This window comes from Ruegeria sp. CDSA077 (assembly GCF_059612265.1).
The window spans coordinates 360,638-377,741 of record NZ_JBXWQG010000001.1; the positions used below are offsets into that span (position 1 = coordinate 360,638).

Here is a 17,104-nt window from a genome sequence, read left to right on the forward strand (position 1 = left end):
CAGCGTTCCGCAACAGTTATTCGCGCGGGAAAGGATATCTGCATGATCTCGGCCAGGGCTCTACAGAGCCTGATGTATCACCATGCCGTCATAAGCAGGGGTGATGTTGTCTGCGGTTTCTGCGTCGACCGTGGCATAGTCAAGATCGATATGCATGTTGGTCAGAACCGCGGTTTTTGGTTGCAACAGGTCGATCCAGCCAAGGGTCTTTTCCAGATGCGCATGGGTCGGGTGCGGGGACCGGCGCAGCGCGTCGATCACCAGACAGTCCAGACCCTCTAATGTGGTCCAGGCATCGTCATATATCTCTGCCACGTCCGGCAGGTAGGCCAGATTGCCCATTTTGAAACCAAGCGCGTCGATTGATCCGTGGTTCACCTTGAAGGGGTGAAACGGGATAGGGCCTCCGGGGCCAGTGATCTCGAACGGGCCGTCGATTGTCTTGAGGTTGAGGATCGGCGGGTAGGGTGAGTTTTCGGGTTGGATGAAGGCATAGCCAAATCGGCCCAAAAGATCATTCTGGGTGTCGCCATCAGCCCAGACCGGCACCCGTTCGCGCATGTTGAAGACAATCATGCGCAAGTCGTCAATGCCGTGGACGTGGTCGGCATGGGAATGGGTATAGACCACCCCGTCCAACCGCCCGGTGCCGGTGTCCAGCAGCTGGCTGCGCATATCCGGGGTTGTGTCGATCAGAACAGAGGTGGTGCCTTCGGTCCCGTCACGTTCGACCAGCATCGAGCAGCGGCGGCGGATGTTCCTGGGGTTTTCGGGGTCGCAGTCGCCCCAGTGACCGCCAAGACGTGGCACTCCACCTGACGAGCCGCAGCCCAAAATGGTGCAGCGCAGCGTGGTCATGCCGCCGCCTTGTAAGAGGCGACCTTGGTGAAGAGTCTTTCGAAATTGGCCTGGGTCTGCGCCGCGAAATCGGCATAGCCCATGCCAAAGACCTCGGCGCCTTTGCGGGCGGTGTGGGCGGTATAGGCCGGTTCATTCCTTTTGCCGCGAAACGGGGGCGGCGCCAGATAGGGCGCGTCGGTTTCAACCAGGATGCGGTCTACTGGCGCATTTGCGAAAATATCGCGCAAATCCTGGCTTTTGGGAAAAGCGGCGATGCCCGACATGGACAGGTAAAACCCAAGATCCAGGGCGGACTGTGCCAGTTCGGCCGAAGACGAAAAACAATGCATCACACATGAATAGGGGGCATTGCCGTATTCTTCGGCCAGAATGCGGGCCATGTCTTCGTCCGCCGCGCGCGCATGAATGATCAAAGGCAGTCCGGTACGCTGAGCGGCCTCGATATGAACGCGCAGGGATTGCTGCTGAACCTGCGCACTGTCGGCGGTATAGTGATAATCCAGCCCGGTTTCACCGATACCAACAAACTTGGGGTGCTGTGACAGTGCCACCAGCTCGTCCACAGTTGCCATCGGTTCATCGGCTGCACTCATCGGGTGCGTGCCTGCCGCGTAGAATACCGGCGCGTGAGCCTCAGCTATGGCGCGCACAGTGGGTTCGTTCCTCAACCTGGTGCAGATCGTCACCATCCGGGTCACACCGGATTCGGCCGCATTTGCGACGATCAGGTCCAACTGTCCTTCAAAATCGGGGAAGTCCAGATGGCAATGGCTGTCGGTGATTTGGGGGGTGTCGCTCATCTGTTCTGACCGGCGGTTTCCTGTATCTTGAACACCGTATCTAGGACCAGAGCGGCAGGGTCAAGGTTCACCGCCTGCCCGTGGCGGGCGCGGGCGGTGATCTGGGCTGCGGTTTCCGCCCAAAGGCGTGCCTGCTCCGGCGATCTGGACAAACGGGACAGGATATCACCTTCGTTTGGCGCGGCCTCTGGCGATGGCGGAGCACCAGTCGCACCGGTCACAGCAAGACGTGACAAGGCAATGTCGATCAGCGTCAACAGCAACTCGAACCGTTCGGCTGCTCCGCGCTGTGCGGCAGCCTCGGCCAGAGCCAGAGCGCGTTGTCTGTCCAGCCGGGGCAGGGTGCTCAGGATCGCGATGAGCTCGGCATATATTTCGAGTCCGCTCAGATTTATCAGGCGGACGGCGTCCCCAACGGACCCGCTGGCCAGAGCGGCCAGATGGTCGGGGTTTCCAGTCAGCTCAACCCCGGTCTGGGTCAGTGCGGCGTTCATATCTTCCGCGTTCAGCGGCGAAAGGCGCAAGGTACGGCACCGGGATCGGATCGTGGGCAAAAGGCGGGACGGTTGATGCGATATCAACAGCAGCGTTGTCCGCGCAGGCGGTTCTTCGAGCATTTTCAGCAATGCGTTGGCGGCGCTGATGTTCATTTCATCCGCAGAATCTACGATGACGACACGGCGGCCCCCATCGGCCGAGGACAGGCCGAAGAACTTCCCAAGTTTGCGAATGTCGTCCACAACGATTTCATTTCGCAACCTGCCCTGATCGTTCACGGATCGTTTGATGGCGGCCAGGCCAGGCTCGGCACCAGCCAGAATTCGATGAACAACCGGGTGATCTGGTGGAATCTCAAGCGTTTTAGGGGGAGGTGGCGCGCCAAACAGTCCGTCCTCTTCGACCGGCGGGGTTGCCAGCAGAAACCGCGCGATCCGCCAGGCCAGCGTTGCCTTACCCACACCTCGGGGGCCGGTCAGCAGCCAGCCGTGGTGCAGACGATCAGAAGCATAAGCACTAAGAAAGGCCTGCTCGGCCTCTGCCTGCCCAAACAGATGTGGCGTTTCGCGCGGATGAAGGGCACCGGGTGCCTGATCCGGGATCGGGATGTCGTTGTTCATCAATCGTCCGTCACAAGGCTTGCATGACGATATCTGTCACATCGCGGGCAACGCTGTCCATGTCCCTATTGCCATCGACCAGGCAAAACCGGTCGGAAAATTCATCCGCCAGTTCCAGAAAACCGGCCCGCATCTTCTGTTGCAGGTGAATGCCGAAATCCTCGAACCGTTCTTCGGTGCCCTGCCGGCCCTTGGCCCGAGAGAGGCCGGTTTCAGGATCCATGTCGATCAACACGGTCAGATCCGGTTCACGTTTGATCATCAGCTTATGCAACTGATCGACCAAACCACGCAGGTCGCCGCGAGATAGGCCCTGATACATGCGGGTGCTATCGGCGAAACGGTCGCAGATGACGATCTTGCCCGCAGTCAAAGCGGGTTCAATGGTGCGTTCCAGATGGTCGCGTCGCGCAGCAGTGAACAGCAGGATTTCCGTCTCAGCTGACCAGCGATCGGGATCGCCTTCAAGAACCAGTCTGCGGATTTCCTCGGCCCCGGCTGAGCCGCCAGGTTCACGCGTGAGAACGACATCATGCCCGAGCCCGCGCAAATGCTCGGCCAGCAGGCGCGCTTGCGAGGATTTGCCCGATCCGTCAATGCCTTCGAAGGTTAGAAACAACCCGCCCGCCGTCACATCGCGCCCAACGGGTTACCGATGACATCTTTCGCAACAATGCCGCCAACTGTCATAATCCGCACGAAGAAACCGCCCTTTTCGACGCTTTCCGCTGCAACCAGGGGTCTGCGTATCTCGGGCAGGCCATCGGGCTTGATGACAAGCTCAGCGATTTCCTGTCCTTTGGCGATGGGGGCCTCAAGCGGACCGTCATAGACGATTTCGGCCTCAACATTCTTATCCCCGAGAACAGGCAGCAGCAGTGTCAAATCCTCTTGCGGGACAAGATCAACCGTTTTCGAAGTGCCCATCCAGATATCGGCTTGTCCTATCGGTTTTTCTGCTTCGGCAAGCTGCCTCTCGACAAAATTGCGAAACGACCAGTTAACGACGGCCTCAGCCTCCTCTGCGCGGCGAGCGACGCTGTCGAGCCCCGACAAAACGAAAATGACCCTGCGATCCCCCTGCTGTGCCGATCCTACAAGGCCATAGCCCGCTTCTTGCGTGTGGCCAGTCTTTAGCCCATCCGCACCAATCCCAAGTTTCAGTAAGGGATTCCGGTTACGCGAATTTGACGGCACCCGGTTGTCGAATTCGAACTCTTCCTCGGCGAACAGAGGGTAATATTCGGGAAAGTCGCTGATCAGATGGTCGGCCAGAATGGCGAGGTCATGCACAGACATCATGTGGCCTGCGGCTGGCCATCCGTTCGAATTCGCAAAGTTCGAATTATTCATGCCCAGCTGTTGCGCGCGTTGGGTCATGAACCGGGCAAACCCAGCTTCGGTTCCGTCCGGGCTGAGGGCTTCGGCGATAACAACACATGCGTCATTTCCTGACAGGACTATGATCCCGCGCAGCAGGTCTTCGACCCGTACACGGTCCTGCGTGTTCAGGAACATGCTTGAGCCTTTATAGCTGGTCGCATGTTCGGAAACCGGAAGTTCCTCATTCAGTTCCAGGCGACCGTCCCGCAGCGCTTCGAATGCTACAAACAGGGTCATGAGCTTGGACATGGACGCGGGCGGCAACGGCTGGTCTGCGTCTTTGGACAAAAGAACGGTTCCTGTCGTTTGGTCCATGACATAGGCAGCACGGGCTTGCGTATCGAAAGCTTGTGCGGGCAGGGCAAACATAGCCAAACCGAGGGTCAGTACAGATGATCGAAATGAGGACAGCACGAGGGGGACCTCCTTTTGCTTAATTCTTCACGGTATAGGCGTCAGAAAAGCCCAGATCTTTGACGTCGCTTTGCATTGCGTTTCGTTCCGCCCGCGTCAAAGCAGGACCAACGATCACCCTCCAAACAGTTTTGCCATTGGCTTCGAGTTTTTGAACTTTCGCAGGCAACCCGTTTCGCCGAATTTTCTCGGCAGCACCTTCGGCATTTTCTTCAACTGTGAAGGTGCCCACCTGAATAAACGGTTTTGAAAGCGATGAAACGGAGGCTGCCTCAGTGCTGGCTGCGGTTGCTGCCGGGGTAGGGGCGGCCTCTTCGATGGCCGCTGCAGCGCCCTCAATCGGGTCCAGAGGTGTTTCGGTGATTTCGTCGGCAGGCTTCTTTTGCCACCATTTCCGCTTCGGTGCAGCCTCGGTTGGCGGCGTGACAGTGGGATCGGTCAGATTTGCGGTTGGTGCTGGCTCAGGCGCCGCCTCGATAATCTCTGTTGCCGCCTCATCGGTCTTTTCTGCGGTTTCAGCCACGGCTGCAGCTGTCGCAGCACCAGCTGCGGCAACTGGAGCCTTCTTTTGCCACCATTTACGCTTGGCTGGTTTATCAACGTCTTCGGACACATCTGCCGTGGTCTGGCTATCGGTTTTCTTGTCCTGAAGTTCAACCGCCTCAGCCGTTGGGGTCACTTCGGGTTCAGCGACCTCTTCGGGCTCAGGAGCTTTTTCTTCTACTTTCTCGGCAGGCTTGCGCCGCAGGGCAACAACTTCAACCCGAGTCGGTGCGCCTGCGAGGATACCCAGTTTTGCGGCGGCAGCCGAAGACAGTTGCAGCGCAGGGCCCGGCAGGTTGCGTTCACGGCGGAAAAGTGCGCCGGTTACGGATTTGTTGTTCTTTGTATTCGTTATCCGAACACGTTCAGGCTGTGTAACGTCCGGGTGCGCGACCCAGATTCCGCCCAACGAGGGGCGCCCATCCCACAATCCGGCTTCGGTGACCTTGAAGACATCAGGAGCTTCAACATCATCACGCGCGTTCCCTGTTGTATTGGGAAACAGCTCTAATTTGCCGTCGTCCTGCACGCTTTCGTCCGCCTGCTCGGTGGATGTTCCACCCGATGTCAGGGCCTCGTCGCACCCTGACAGAGCCGCAACTGTTATTACCAGAACCGCCAGTGCCCGCGGTTTTGCGCGTGTCGTGGTCGCTCGATCCATATTTGCAATCCCTTGCCTGTAAGGGGCCTCTTTCATCGTACCCCGCCGCCGATCGCTGGTTCTGAACTGCCAGCCTGTCACGGTCTTTCACGCAAAGCATAGCCTGCACGTTCGGCCATGGAAAGTCTGCTGCACAGGCTTCGGCAAGATTTCCCTATTTGGTCTTGCCACCGTTTAAAGATAGCCTTAGACCCGGCCCCACGCGGGGAGGTGGCAGAGTGGTCGAATGCGGCGGTCTTGAAAACCGTTGGGCGTGAGAGCGTCCCCAGGGTTCGAATCCCTGTCTCCCCGCCACTCATACTTGTCTCACTTCAGTTGTGTTTTCTGATCCGGAATTGCGCCGCAATTCCCGCGAGTTGGCGCATGCGCTTTCAATCAGAGACGGAGCAATCCGTACACTCAGAACGCAATTCAGGCCTCAGTCTCAGTGGCGCATTTTGGCGGGGTCGCTTTGGGAGGGATTTCCCTGATACCCGGCAATTAACAGGGAATTTTCGTGAGATGGGTCTGGAACCCAGAGTTTCTCCTCTCAGAAATGTATGTTTTTCAGGGGTCTATACTGCAAATTCCCAAAAAGGTGGAGCAGGGAATTGCTCCCACGGATCAAGGAGGGCGAACCCTGTATCTGGGAGGCCGGTTCTTGAGGTGTCAAAAGTCGAACGACATTCCTGTTCGGCCCAATCAAGTGCGTGGGTAACGCTGACCAGACGCTTGAGTGTGAGTTCGGGCGGCCGGGTGCCGTCGAGAATCGCGGCCTGAATCTTCGGTGAGAGAAAGGCAGTCAGGTCGCAACTCCCGATGAAGCGAGAGAAATCCTGGACTTGAAAGGAGGGGACCGCGTCGCGTTTTGAGGATAGGATGACTGACATCAACTCCCATCGAGCAACATATTTTTGGATTTCTGAAAACCCTAAGGAGATCGAACCATGCGAGTGAGTGTTTTGACATTCAGCGCGCTTCTTACAGGATTTACTGCCGTTCAAGCTCATCCTCAGAACGCGGCTCAGAACATCACCAATCTTTTGCTCAGCAACCGGTCTGGAGACTGCGCGGACTATGCTGGAGTATATTCTGCTTCAGTGGAAGACGTCACGCGACAACAACAATTTAGGCCCATTGATTTCCGTTTGGCTGCGTGATTCATCGCGCTCAAATGAGCGGTGCACATGTCTGATCGGGCGCACCAAGGCCGGCATGAACACAAAGTTGCATGCGGTTTGTGACAGATGAGCCCTTTTGCGCTATTGGTTCAAGCACAATGGCGAATGAAGCCCCTGGAATCTGTTTGTCACTGCCGGTTAGGTCAGCAACTACATTAGCGCGAGGGCATTGGTCAGCAGCCCGCCAAATGTCGAATGGTTGCTGGGTGAGCGCGGATATGATGCCGATTGGTTTAGAGAAGCGTTGAAAGATAAAGGGATACGCGCGTGCATCCCAGGCCGCAAACAGCGCAAGACAACTGTCCGATACGACAAGCGCCGCTACAAACGCCGCAATCGGATTGAGATCATGTTTGGCAGATTGAAGGACCGGCGACGTGTGGCGACGCGGTTCGACAGGTGTCCCAAACTCTTCCTTTCAGCAATCGTTCTCGCCGCTTTGGTAATTTATTCGCTATGTGTCCTGAGCCTAATGCTTCCTATCTCGACCTCCCTATTGCGTTTAGACGAAGCAACCGCGGCGAGAACGATGGCCAATGATTTTAGGTTGGTTCTTGCAGATGTTGAGGGCTCTCGGTCGTCTTCAATTGAACAAAGAAGCTCCCCCATGGCGCCACGAAACCCGTCGTTGAACCATTGTCCTTCGAGTGCAGGCCGCGCAATGCCATGCGCTGTCTCAAGTGTCACAGATTGCGTCGACAGATCCGGTCCAACTGATGTCAGGCTACCGGTCGTACCTGCAACGTATGTTGTATCGCGAGGCCCATAGGGAACGCCCCCGTCAAAAACCAGGCTTGCTTGGCCTTGGTCCAAACGAACCAGAGCCTGCGACATCAGAGGCACTTTGTTGGCCTGGCCGCGTGCAGATGTAGCAGTTGCAAAGACGCTTTCTGCTCTGTCTCCGACAAGAGACGCAAGAAAGTCGAACCAGTGAATTCCAAAGTCGTAAAGTATCAGCTGGTCGATTTCGTCAAACGGGGTACCTGCAGTCCAGCTGTGATCCCAGTGAATTGAGATATGGGCCGACAGAACATCACCGATCAATCCGGCTGAAACCGCCTCACGCATCCAGGACAGGTGCGGGGCCCAACGACCGTTCTGGTTTACCGCTAGTTTAACGCCTTGATCATCTGCCAGCTTCACAAGGTCATTACCCAGATCGAGGTCGGTAACAAAAGGCTTCTGGCTGAGCACGTGTTTGCCTGCTTGCAGGGCAGCTCTGATGATTGGCACGCGATGTTCAGGGTGCAGCGTGACATCGACAACGTCGATCTCGCTATCGGCAAGAAGCGCCTCCCAGTCATTTTCGATGCGGGCAGACGGGCAGTAAACAGCAGCTTTCTCTTCAGCCTTCGCGCGCGTACGGTTCCAGATTGCAGCGACGTCCCAGCCTGCTGTTCGGTAGGCATCAAGATGGCTTGCAGAAATCCCACCCGTACCAATAACCCCGATCCGGGGTCTATAGCGTCGAGGCATTGGTGGAAGATACTGCAGATCCGGCGCATCGATTTCGTGCCGATGCGCAGATTTTAGTGCGTACTGGTCTGTATTGGCACTGTCTGAGGTCATGCGAGTAACCGAAGTGTTCGTTTTTCATATGCCGAGCGGAGCGCCGTATCGACGATCCGTTGCGCTGTCAGGCAAAGTGCTGGATCCAGTGGCCCTTTGACCGGGATTTCTCTGGATATGCAGTCAAGGACGTACTCAATCGCATTTCGTTCACCTAACGGTAGCGGAGTCACTGGTATCTCGTGCCGGTCAGGTCGTGTGCGGGTTTGAACCGTTATGTGATCGGCATAATCGGGCGATGAAATGGTGCCGTCTGTGCCCACAAAGACGAATCCGCAAGTTGGTTGAGGTTGCGTTGTCCACGGGTCGGTGAAGGTGCCCCAGCGCGTTTCCATTTTTGAGAGCCCGGTTTCATAACGGCAAACGGCAATGGCGTGTTGATCGACCTCAATCCCCGGTGTCTCATCGACTGTGCATGTCACCTCGATCGGCTCCTTTCCCCCTAAATACCAGGTTCCAAGCGTCGCACCGTAGCCAAGGTAATCCAACAGCGACCCACCGCCCGATGCCCGCTTATACCACCATGAGTTCGGTTTCTGACGCTCAACCTCGTCCGGGGTGACTTCGACCTTGTCGGCCAGATGGTATAGGGGGCCGCGATTTCCGTCGTAGAAATGCACTTCGCGCAGGTTGCCGATCATCCCCTCATCAATCAACCGTTTGGCCGTGACGTGGCTTTCGACCCATCGTAATGGCCAGTTGACGATCAACTGCTTGTCGGTCCTATCCATTGCAGCCATCATGCGGCGCGCATCATCAGAAGATGCGGCAAAGGGCTTTTCGACAAAAACATGCAGGTCGTAAGAGGCCAGACGTTCGGTATATTCCGCATGCTGAGCCGTTGCCACGCAAAGAATTGCCATGTCGTAGGGTCCCGCAGCCATGCATGTGTCGAAGTCGGTAAAGATCCGATCTTCGGGAACGCTGAATGCCGTTGCCGCTGCCTTCATCTTGTCCCAATCAGGATCGAATATACCGGCGATTTCAGCGTCTGGATGATCGTGCACCATCCGAAGCAAGTCACCCATATGCATGTGATCGAAACTGATGCCGACGATCCGGAATTTGGCCATTGGAAACTCCCTTTAGCGCGTGCCGGTGATCCTGACGTAGAGTGCGGTAACTGCAAGAATGATCAACCCAAACAGGGCCGTGCGCGCACCTTCCGGCATTTGCATCAATGTTAGCATGGTATCCAGCACACGCAGAATAAGTGCGCCCACAATCGCACCTGCGAAACTGCCACGACCTCCGAAGATTGATGTGCCGCCAATCACCGCCGCAGCGACAGAGGGTAACAACAAGGGGTTGGCAAGGCTCAGCGAAGTTTGACGGATCATGCCGAGATAGAGCAAGCCAGCCAGCGCAGCGATCAAACTTGAAAGCACGTAGAGCCCCAGATAGACCTGCCATGCTCGGACCCCGGACAGCTTAGCGGCCTGCTCATTGGAGCCTAAGGCGAACAGCAGCCGACCAAATCCTGTATAGCGCATCAGCCACAGGATAAAGAGCGCAAACGGGATGAATACAAAAAGGCCGTTCGGCATTCCAGCGGTGCGGCCGGTTCCGAGCCAGGCAAGGAAGGCGGGAATTTCGGTGCCAGCATTGATAACGAGGCGTTGATAGACCTGCAGACATCCGGTGGCGATTAACCCCGATCCCAGTGTCATGATCAATGGATGGACCCGGACCAATCCCACACCGATGCCATTTACAACGCCCACAACTAGGCCAGCTGACAGCGCGATCAATACTGCAGGTGTCACGCCCCAAATCGCACTAAGTGTTGCGCAAACGAAGGCTGACACGGTGGCAACTACCCCGACCGAGAGATCAATTCCTGCGGTTAGCATTGTCAGCACCTGACAAGCCGCAAGCATCGCCAACGGAATTGCAAACTTGATCAGGTTGCCAACCCAAAAAGTAGAGATCAACCCATCTCGACCTGCTCGGACCGGGGTAACGATACCTGGCCGCAATATTTCGAGCACAGCGATCATCAAGACAAGGAAAACCAATAGCGGGATGATCGGGTTGTCTCGCAGATAACGGCCAAAGCGGACCATCGGCGGATCTGCAGTGTTCATGCTCATCGGCGGGTCCCCTTTAAAGAAGCCGCCGTGCCCAGCATAACGACGAGAACCATAATTGTGCCTTCGATAATCGTGGTCACGTTTGGATCGACGGCAAGCAATGTCAGGATCGTTCGAATGATCCGCAAAACGAACACCGCGATGATCGGCCCAAGCAGACCGCCTTTACCACCGCCCAGCACGACACCGCCCAGAACTACGGCCGCGACCGAGGCCATAAGATATGGCCCCGGAACCGGCTCTCCAATCCCGGTCAGCGCAGCGAGGCTTAGACCGCCCATGGCGCAAAACAGCCCGCATAGCGCATAGGCCGTTATCTTTGTTCTTCCCACTGAAACGCCAGAGCGGAAGGCGGCAAGCTCGTCTGATCCGGTGGCGTAGATCGATAGTCCGAGTTTGGAGCGCCGGATTGGCATCCAGACAACAGCGATGCCCAAGGCAATGACAAGCAGTGCCTTGGGCATCCCGGCGAATAGAAAGTGACCGCGTATTGCCTGTTCCAGCCAATCTGCAGTCGCGCCGCCCGGTGTCTCAAGGATCAACAGCGCGACGCCTTCCCACACAAACAGCATGGCGAGTGTCACAACGATGTCGGGTACGCGCGTTACAACGATCAAAAGACCATTGATCAACCCCATCAAAAACCCGACCCCCAACACGATAAACAAGGCCGGTACACCGGCCATGCGCTCCATCAGAACGGCTGCAGTCACAGCACAGACCGCCATCATAGACGCAACAGACAGGTCGATACCGCCGACGATTACGACGATGGCCATACCGGCGGTTGCGAAAGCAAAGGGCAGGGCGGCGCGGGCAATACTCTCCAGTCCTGACGCACCGAAAGTTGGTTGTATCAATTTTATGATGGTCAAAAGGACCATGAGAAGAACCGCTAACCCCATGACCCATGCGTGTTTTCGGATGGCCACGCTCACGCCGCGCCCTCCGTCTCGGTCAGGCCATAGGCCGCACGCATCAGTGTTTGTTCATCCGCGTCAGCGGCATCAATCACATCAACCACGCGACCGTTGAAGATTACGACCGCGCGGTCACAGGCAAGTGGGATTTCTTCCAACTCGGACGTGTAGAATAGAACCGCCGCTCCTTGATCTGCCAACTCACGGACAAGCGGGTAAATCTGGCGTTTTGTGCGCACATCGATGCCACGGGTCGGATCGAATAGAAGCAGGGTTTCGACACCTGTCGCGAGCCAGCGACCAATGGTGACTTTCTGTTGGTTGCCACCTGAAAGCCTTTGCACCTCGCCCTGCGCGCGTGTGTCGATCTGCAGTTTCTCGACCGCATAAGCGACCCGATCGCGCTCATGCCGCAATTTTATTGGTCCCCAGTTCTTGAGCCGGGCAGAAAATGGCAGAGCGATGTTTTCTTTAACTGACCTTTGCGCCAGCAGAGCGTCTGAACGATCGCCCGGAACGAAAGTTATCCCGACGGCAATGGCGTCGGCGGGGTGGGCGAAGTTTACGGGCTTTCCATCAACTTCCATCGATCCTGAAGACGGGCGATCAAAGCCCGCCAGAACCTCAAACAGTTCATCCTGCCCCTGACCCTCAAGCGCGACCACCCCTAGGACCTCGCCGGGGAATAAGTCGAACGAAACATCCGAGAAACTGGGCTCAAAAGCCAGTGACTTAATGCCTAGGCGCGGTGTCTTGGCCTGTGGTTCATTTGCTCGAAGGATCTGACGTGTTCCAATGTCAATCTTCTGACCCAGCATCAATTCGACCACGCGTTCTTCTACGCCGGGTTCAATGTCGAGATCTCCGACAGACATGCCATCCCGCAACACAGTGGCCCGATCGCACAGTTCCGAAATCTCGGTGAAACGGTGAGAAACATAGATCACACCCATCCCGTCATTTGCTTTGCGCCTTACGGTCTTCAATACGCGTTCAACCAGATCCGTCGGCAGCGCCGCGGTCATTTCGTCCAGCAAGAGGACATCTGGTTCAACTGCCAGCGCGCGTGCCAGATCGAGGATGCGCAGCGTAGCAAGTGGCAGGTCGCCAATCATTGCCGATAGTTTCAGGCCTTCGATGCCAAGTTCTGTAACCCAGTTTTGAAACTGATCGACAGGTGTGTCTGTCAGCCGAAGATTGTCGGATACGTCGAGATCAGGAATGAGTGAGGGTTCTTGATAAACCGGCACCAAACCGGAACGGCGCGCCTCGGCGGGGCTTCCGACAAACGCTTGTTTGCCTCTGATCAATACCTGACCAGCGTCGGGTTTAAGGGCACCGGTAATGATCTTGACGAAAGTGGACTTGCCAGCGCCATTTGCGCCCATCAAGGCAACGATCTCGCCTTCGGCAACCGTGAGGTGCGCATTGGTCAACGCCCGTACGGCGCCAAAACTTTTGGCCACGTCAGACGCGTCGAGAAGTGGTGTGCTGCTCATGGAAGTCCTTGAATGCCGAGTGGGTTGGATTTGCCTTCCGCCCAGCTAAAGGCGGAAGGCCAGTCAATTCGGATCAGCCCTCGCCGGGTCCCTTACAGTCGATGATTTGTTCCATCGTGTAATCGGTCCAGCCGGGAACGGTCACTGATACGGGCCACTCTGGGTCAAGGTTAGGATTCTGAGCCGCTGTGATCGTTTCACGGCCTGCGTCCGTCGCATTCTCCCAAAGCACAGGATCTACAAGAACGGTTTTGTTCTCAGGTGCCTTGCCGTTAAGAATGTCGACAGCCAGAGCAATGCCTGCGCCGCCGACTGAGCCAGGATTTGTTACCGCTGCGCCATTCAATCCCTCAACCTCGGTCAAGTATTGAACAAAGCCCGCGTTGTCTGCGCCGACGATCGGCACCAGGGGAGCGCCGGATTCAGTGAAAGCGTCGACGATTACATTGTCGATGCCGCTGGTCCAGACACCGTCAAACGGGATGCCGGTGGCCAGGTAATCAAAGATCTGTTGCTTACCCTGGTCTTGCTGCCAGCCGGTGAAAACTTCATGCACCACATTGATATCGGGGTGTTCTGCCAACGCGCGTTTAAAGCCGTTGTCGCGGTCAGTATCCGCCGAAACCCCAGCAATGCCACGCATATAGACAACGTCACCTTTGCCACCAAGCTGTTCAAACAACCACTTGGCGCCAAGATAGGCGTATTCTTCCTGATTGTTCGAAAGAATGTAGGCGCCTTCGGCCGAAACGCCGGCATCCACGGCAACAACTACGATGTCCTGAGACATCGCCTTTTCCAGTGCCGAGTTTAAAGCATCAGGGTTGGATGGGTTCAGCACGATGGCGTCTACACCCGCTTCGATGAGGTTGTTGATGTCTTCCAGTTGCCCGGCTGAATCAGTGTTGCGATGCGCAACGATTAGGTTCGTCACATCGGCTTCGACCAGAGCTTGCGCACGCATGGCGCAGATCATCTGTTCGCGCCAACCATTACCTTGAACGGTGTTGGACACTCCGATTGTGTATTGCTTGTGCCCGTCAGCCATTGCCACAGTTGAAAGAGACGCTGAAACTGCAAGAGCAGCGACACCATAAAGTAGGTTCTTCATTCTAGTTTCCTCCCAGTTTTAGTCATTTCAAATTTGATAATTTCTTCACTTGATGAATGGTGACAGGACATCCCGGGCCAGCAGAAAACCCCGCTTGACCTTTTCGTCAGTCCCTTCGAACAATCTGTCTTCATGTTCGATAATGATCGGACCGTCGTATCCTGCGCGGTACAGGCCGGAAAAGAAATCGGGCCAATCCACATCGCCCAGCCCGCAAAGTCGCGGGATTTGCCATCCCATGCCGGTAGACATCACACCGTTCTCATAAAGCCCGTCCTCATCAACCATCACGTCTTTGGCATGGACATGAGCCATGTGAGAACCGAACTCCTTGATGAACCGTGTCTGATCGATGAACTGCCAGATCAGATGTGAAGGATCGAAGTTCATGCCAACCGCATCGCCCCATTCTTCAAAAATCCGCCGCCAGATTCTTGGCGAGTAAGCAATGTTGTGCCCCCCGGGCCATTCGTCATAGCTGAAGATCATTGGGCAGTTCTCAAAGCACAGACGCACACCAGAGTTTTGTGCATGCTTCACGATCGGATCGAAAATTTCGGTGGCACGCTCCCAGTTCGCGTCTAGATGCAGAGTGCGATCTCCGCCGACGAATGTGTTGACAACTTTGATGCCCATAACACCGGCGGCGGTGATTACTTTGTTAAGATGTCCAATAACTTCAACCCGATGCTCTTCATCGGCGTGGAGCGGGTTGGGATAGTACCCCAGACCCGAAATCTCGATCCCCTGATCGCCGAGTTGCCCGACAATTTCATTGCCCTGATCCGCGGAAAGGCCATCTACGTTGATGTGGCTGGTTCCCGCATAGCGCCGTTGTTCGCCACCCGAAGATGGCCAGCAGGCGACCTCCATCGCCGAAAACCCATTGGAACCGGCCCAGGCCGCCACCTCAGTCAATTGAGAGTTTTCGAATGGTGCAGTCAGTAAGCCCAGTTTCATGTCATCGCCCTCAAATCTCGCTCAAATCGACCCAGCGGCTCTCACTCGCCGATTTCACGACGGCATCGCAGAACTGCATCTCGTAATGGCCGTCCTCAAATGTGGCCCATGTGCTGCCTTGTTGCCGCCCGCCTGCGATGACGTCGGCATAGACCGCCCGGAAAAAGTTGAAGAATGAATCTGCGAACCCTTCGACATGCCCGGGCGGCAATGTGGCGGCTGCGATCCCCGGACCGTTCATCAAGGTGAAGTCACGCATCAGGGTCTGGTTGGGTGCGTCACGATGCCCAATGAACAGGTGGTCGGGTGTTTCGCTGTCCCAAGCGGCGCTGGCTTTCCCTCCGGCGATGTCCCATTGCAATGAGTTCTTTCGGCCCATGTTCACCTGAGACGTGCTCATCACGGCCCGCGCTCCGTTCTCATATCGGATAAGGATCATGGCAGCATCGTCGGTATCGATGCGCACAGTCTCGGTTTCGCCGGTTCCGCTGGTAAATGTCTCAACCGGGCCAAGAGGTTTCTGGCGTTCCGGAAGGAAGGTTGTCAGCTCTGCAAAGACAGAGGTCGCCTTCAACCCTGTGACGAAGCTGGTCAGATCAACCCAGTGCGTTCCGATGTCACCAACCGATCGCAGCGCGCCGCCCACTTCGCTTTCCAACCGCCAATTCCAGTCTGTGGGTTTGGCCAGCCAGTCCTGATGGTAGTGCCCGGTAACAAAACGGATATCACCCAGATCCCCGGCCATGACCATGCCATGGGCTTGTTGGTTCAGCGGATAAAAGCGAATGTTGTAACAAACCGCTGCAATCTTGCCAGAAGCCTTGGCAAGGTCGACCATTTCAGCGCTTTCAGCGGATGTCATGGCAAGGGGTTTCTCGCAGATGAGGTGTTTGCCCGCAGCCAGGATTGATTTCACTTGCGGATAGTGTGCGTGGTTAGGGGTCGTTACGTGCACTACATCGATGTTTTCATCCGCCAACAGATCCTCCAGAGTGTCATAGGCGCGGGCCACGCTCATTGCCCGCGCCCGTTCCCGTCCGCGCTCTGGCGATGACCCAAGAACACCTCTTACGTCCACGCCCAGACGCCGAAGCGCCTGAACGTGCACTGTTCCTATGAAGCCGGTCCCGATCACTGCGGCGCGAATTTCCGCGAAGTCTCTCATCGTGCGCTCCTGTCAAACAACCGAATACCCTCCGTCCACGATCACGCAGGCACCGGTCACAAAGGCTGCCGCATCGGATGCGAGAAACAAGGCTGTTCCAGCGATATCTTCTGGGTGACCCCAGCGTGCCAAGGGTGTGCGCGCTTCTACAGCGGTTGAGAAACTGGCGTCTTTTCGGGCTTTCGCCGATTGCTCGGTCACGATGAACCCGGGCGCGATCGCGTTCACCCGAATACCGTCTTTGGCCCACGCAATCGCCAGTGATTTTGTTAGTTGTTCCACGCCGGCTTTTGACGCGCCATAGGCTGGGTTGAGCGGTGAACCAAAGCGCGCATACATGGAGGCCACATTTATGACGCGCCCTTTCGCGACCGAAAGGGCAGGGTGCAGCGCTTCGGCGCAGCGAAAAGACCCGGTCAGATTCACGTCCAGCACGTGGGAAAAGAACTCAGGTGCCATTTCTTCACCGCGTCGAGTCACCGCCGCACAGTTTACCAAGACGTCAATATGGTCGCGTGTGCTTGCGAAATTGTAGACTTCGTCGGTGTCGGTTACATCCAGTTGAATGTAGTCAAACCGGGCGGCGTCCTCTTCGACGCATTGCGGTTCCACACCGGTAATCTCCACTGTGGCACCCGAGTCCTGGAATTCTTTTGCAATAGCGGCACCAATGCCGGCTCGGCTGGCACCGATCACCAGGACCTTTGCCCCGGCAAAGTCGAATGTGACCTTCGAAACCATCAAAGAACCTGGCTTTTGTTGCGTTTGAATTCGGATGCCATCAGTTTCCCTCGTTTGGCGAAATCGTTACTGCAATCGATTACATTATGGCAAAAACCTACTTTCC

At 56.3% G+C, this 17,104-nt stretch carries 15 protein-coding genes, 1 tRNA gene and 1 pseudogene; 2 read left to right on the forward strand and 15 right to left on the reverse strand.

The genetic code is table 11. The features are described 5' to 3' along the window. Window positions 1-60: 60 nt before the first annotated feature. The 6 genes from AC2FLE_RS01845 to AC2FLE_RS01870 are packed head-to-tail and all read right to left on the reverse strand — an operon-like array spanning window position 61 to window position 5,780. Window positions 61-858 carry an MBL fold metallo-hydrolase gene (locus tag AC2FLE_RS01845; protein ID WP_496694909.1) on the reverse strand — a complete coding sequence of 266 codons (798 nt, stop codon included), beginning with the start codon at window positions 856-858 and terminating at the stop codon, window positions 61-63. Then, on the reverse strand, window positions 855-1,661 hold the full coding sequence (locus AC2FLE_RS01850) for a TatD family hydrolase (protein ID WP_496694911.1): 807 nt from the start codon (window positions 1,659-1,661) through the stop codon (window positions 855-857). Before AC2FLE_RS01850 ends, AC2FLE_RS01845 begins: the two co-directional genes overlap by 4 nt. Next, window positions 1,658-2,779 carry a DNA polymerase III subunit delta' gene (locus AC2FLE_RS01855; protein ID WP_496694913.1) on the reverse strand — a complete coding sequence of 374 codons (1,122 nt, stop codon included), beginning with the start codon at window positions 2,777-2,779 and terminating at the stop codon, window positions 1,658-1,660. Before AC2FLE_RS01855 ends, AC2FLE_RS01850 begins: the two co-directional genes overlap by 4 nt. A gap of 10 nt (window positions 2,780-2,789) precedes the next feature. Next, a complete protein-coding gene (tmk, locus tag AC2FLE_RS01860) occupies window positions 2,790-3,413 on the reverse strand; it encodes a dTMP kinase (RefSeq protein WP_496694915.1) in 624 nt (207 codons plus the stop codon). Next, the gene (locus AC2FLE_RS01865; protein ID WP_496690829.1) at window positions 3,410-4,576 is read right to left on the reverse strand and encodes a D-alanyl-D-alanine carboxypeptidase family protein; all 1,167 of its coding nucleotides are present in this window, start codon (window positions 4,574-4,576) and stop codon (window positions 3,410-3,412) included. Before AC2FLE_RS01865 ends, tmk begins: the two co-directional genes overlap by 4 nt. Before the next feature lie 19 nt (window positions 4,577-4,595). Next, window positions 4,596-5,780, reverse strand: a complete 1,185-nt coding sequence (locus AC2FLE_RS01870) for an SPOR domain-containing protein (RefSeq protein ID WP_496694917.1) — start codon at window positions 5,778-5,780, stop codon at window positions 4,596-4,598. A 204-nt stretch (window positions 5,781-5,984) separates the two neighbouring features. On the opposite strand from AC2FLE_RS01870, the gene AC2FLE_RS01875 reads away from it, so the two are divergent. Both AC2FLE_RS01875 and AC2FLE_RS01880 read left to right on the forward strand, forming a co-directional pair. Next, a tRNA-Ser gene (locus AC2FLE_RS01875) sits at window positions 5,985-6,074 on the forward strand. Window positions 6,075-6,950: 876 nt separating this feature from the next. Next, window positions 6,951-7,397: pseudogene (locus tag AC2FLE_RS01880) on the forward strand (transposase); the annotation flags it as partial. On the opposite strand, the gene AC2FLE_RS01885 reads toward AC2FLE_RS01880, so the two are convergent. From AC2FLE_RS01885 to AC2FLE_RS01925, 9 genes are all read right to left on the reverse strand, one after another. Beyond that, window positions 7,388-8,509: a Gfo/Idh/MocA family protein gene (locus tag AC2FLE_RS01885; RefSeq protein ID WP_496694919.1), complete on the reverse strand. Its 1,122-nt coding sequence runs from the start codon at window positions 8,507-8,509 to the stop codon at window positions 7,388-7,390. The pseudogene AC2FLE_RS01880 and the gene AC2FLE_RS01885 sit on opposite strands and share 10 nt — an antisense overlap. Then, window positions 8,506-9,582 carry a Gfo/Idh/MocA family protein gene (locus tag AC2FLE_RS01890; RefSeq protein ID WP_496694921.1) on the reverse strand — a complete coding sequence of 359 codons (1,077 nt, stop codon included), beginning with the start codon at window positions 9,580-9,582 and terminating at the stop codon, window positions 8,506-8,508. Before AC2FLE_RS01890 ends, AC2FLE_RS01885 begins: the two co-directional genes overlap by 4 nt. A 12-nt stretch (window positions 9,583-9,594) precedes the next feature. Next, window positions 9,595-10,602 (reverse strand): ABC transporter permease, encoded by a 1,008-nt coding sequence (locus AC2FLE_RS01895; RefSeq protein ID WP_496694923.1) that lies wholly within the window; start codon window positions 10,600-10,602, stop codon window positions 9,595-9,597. After that, window positions 10,599-11,540: an ABC transporter permease gene (locus AC2FLE_RS01900; protein ID WP_496694925.1), complete on the reverse strand. Its 942-nt coding sequence runs from the start codon at window positions 11,538-11,540 to the stop codon at window positions 10,599-10,601. The genes AC2FLE_RS01895 and AC2FLE_RS01900 overlap by 4 nt, the downstream gene beginning before the upstream one ends. Further along, a complete protein-coding gene (locus tag AC2FLE_RS01905) occupies window positions 11,537-13,021 on the reverse strand; it encodes a sugar ABC transporter ATP-binding protein (RefSeq protein WP_496694927.1) in 1,485 nt (494 codons plus the stop codon). Before AC2FLE_RS01905 ends, AC2FLE_RS01900 begins: the two co-directional genes overlap by 4 nt. Window positions 13,022-13,094: 73 nt before the next feature. Further along, window positions 13,095-14,132, reverse strand: coding sequence for an ABC transporter substrate-binding protein (locus AC2FLE_RS01910; RefSeq protein WP_496694929.1), 1,038 nt, complete (start codon window positions 14,130-14,132; stop codon window positions 13,095-13,097). Between the two features lie 45 nt (window positions 14,133-14,177). After that, the gene (locus AC2FLE_RS01915) at window positions 14,178-15,092 is read right to left on the reverse strand and encodes a sugar phosphate isomerase/epimerase family protein (protein ID WP_496694931.1); all 915 of its coding nucleotides are present in this window, start codon (window positions 15,090-15,092) and stop codon (window positions 14,178-14,180) included. 10 nt (window positions 15,093-15,102) lie between these two features. Then, entirely contained in the window at window positions 15,103-16,257 is a 1,155-nt protein-coding gene (locus tag AC2FLE_RS01920) for a Gfo/Idh/MocA family protein (protein WP_496694933.1), read from the reverse strand. Between the two features lie 12 nt (window positions 16,258-16,269). Further along, the gene (locus AC2FLE_RS01925) at window positions 16,270-16,998 is read right to left on the reverse strand and encodes an SDR family NAD(P)-dependent oxidoreductase (RefSeq protein ID WP_496694934.1); all 729 of its coding nucleotides are present in this window, start codon (window positions 16,996-16,998) and stop codon (window positions 16,270-16,272) included. Window positions 16,999-17,104 lie beyond the last annotated feature (106 nt).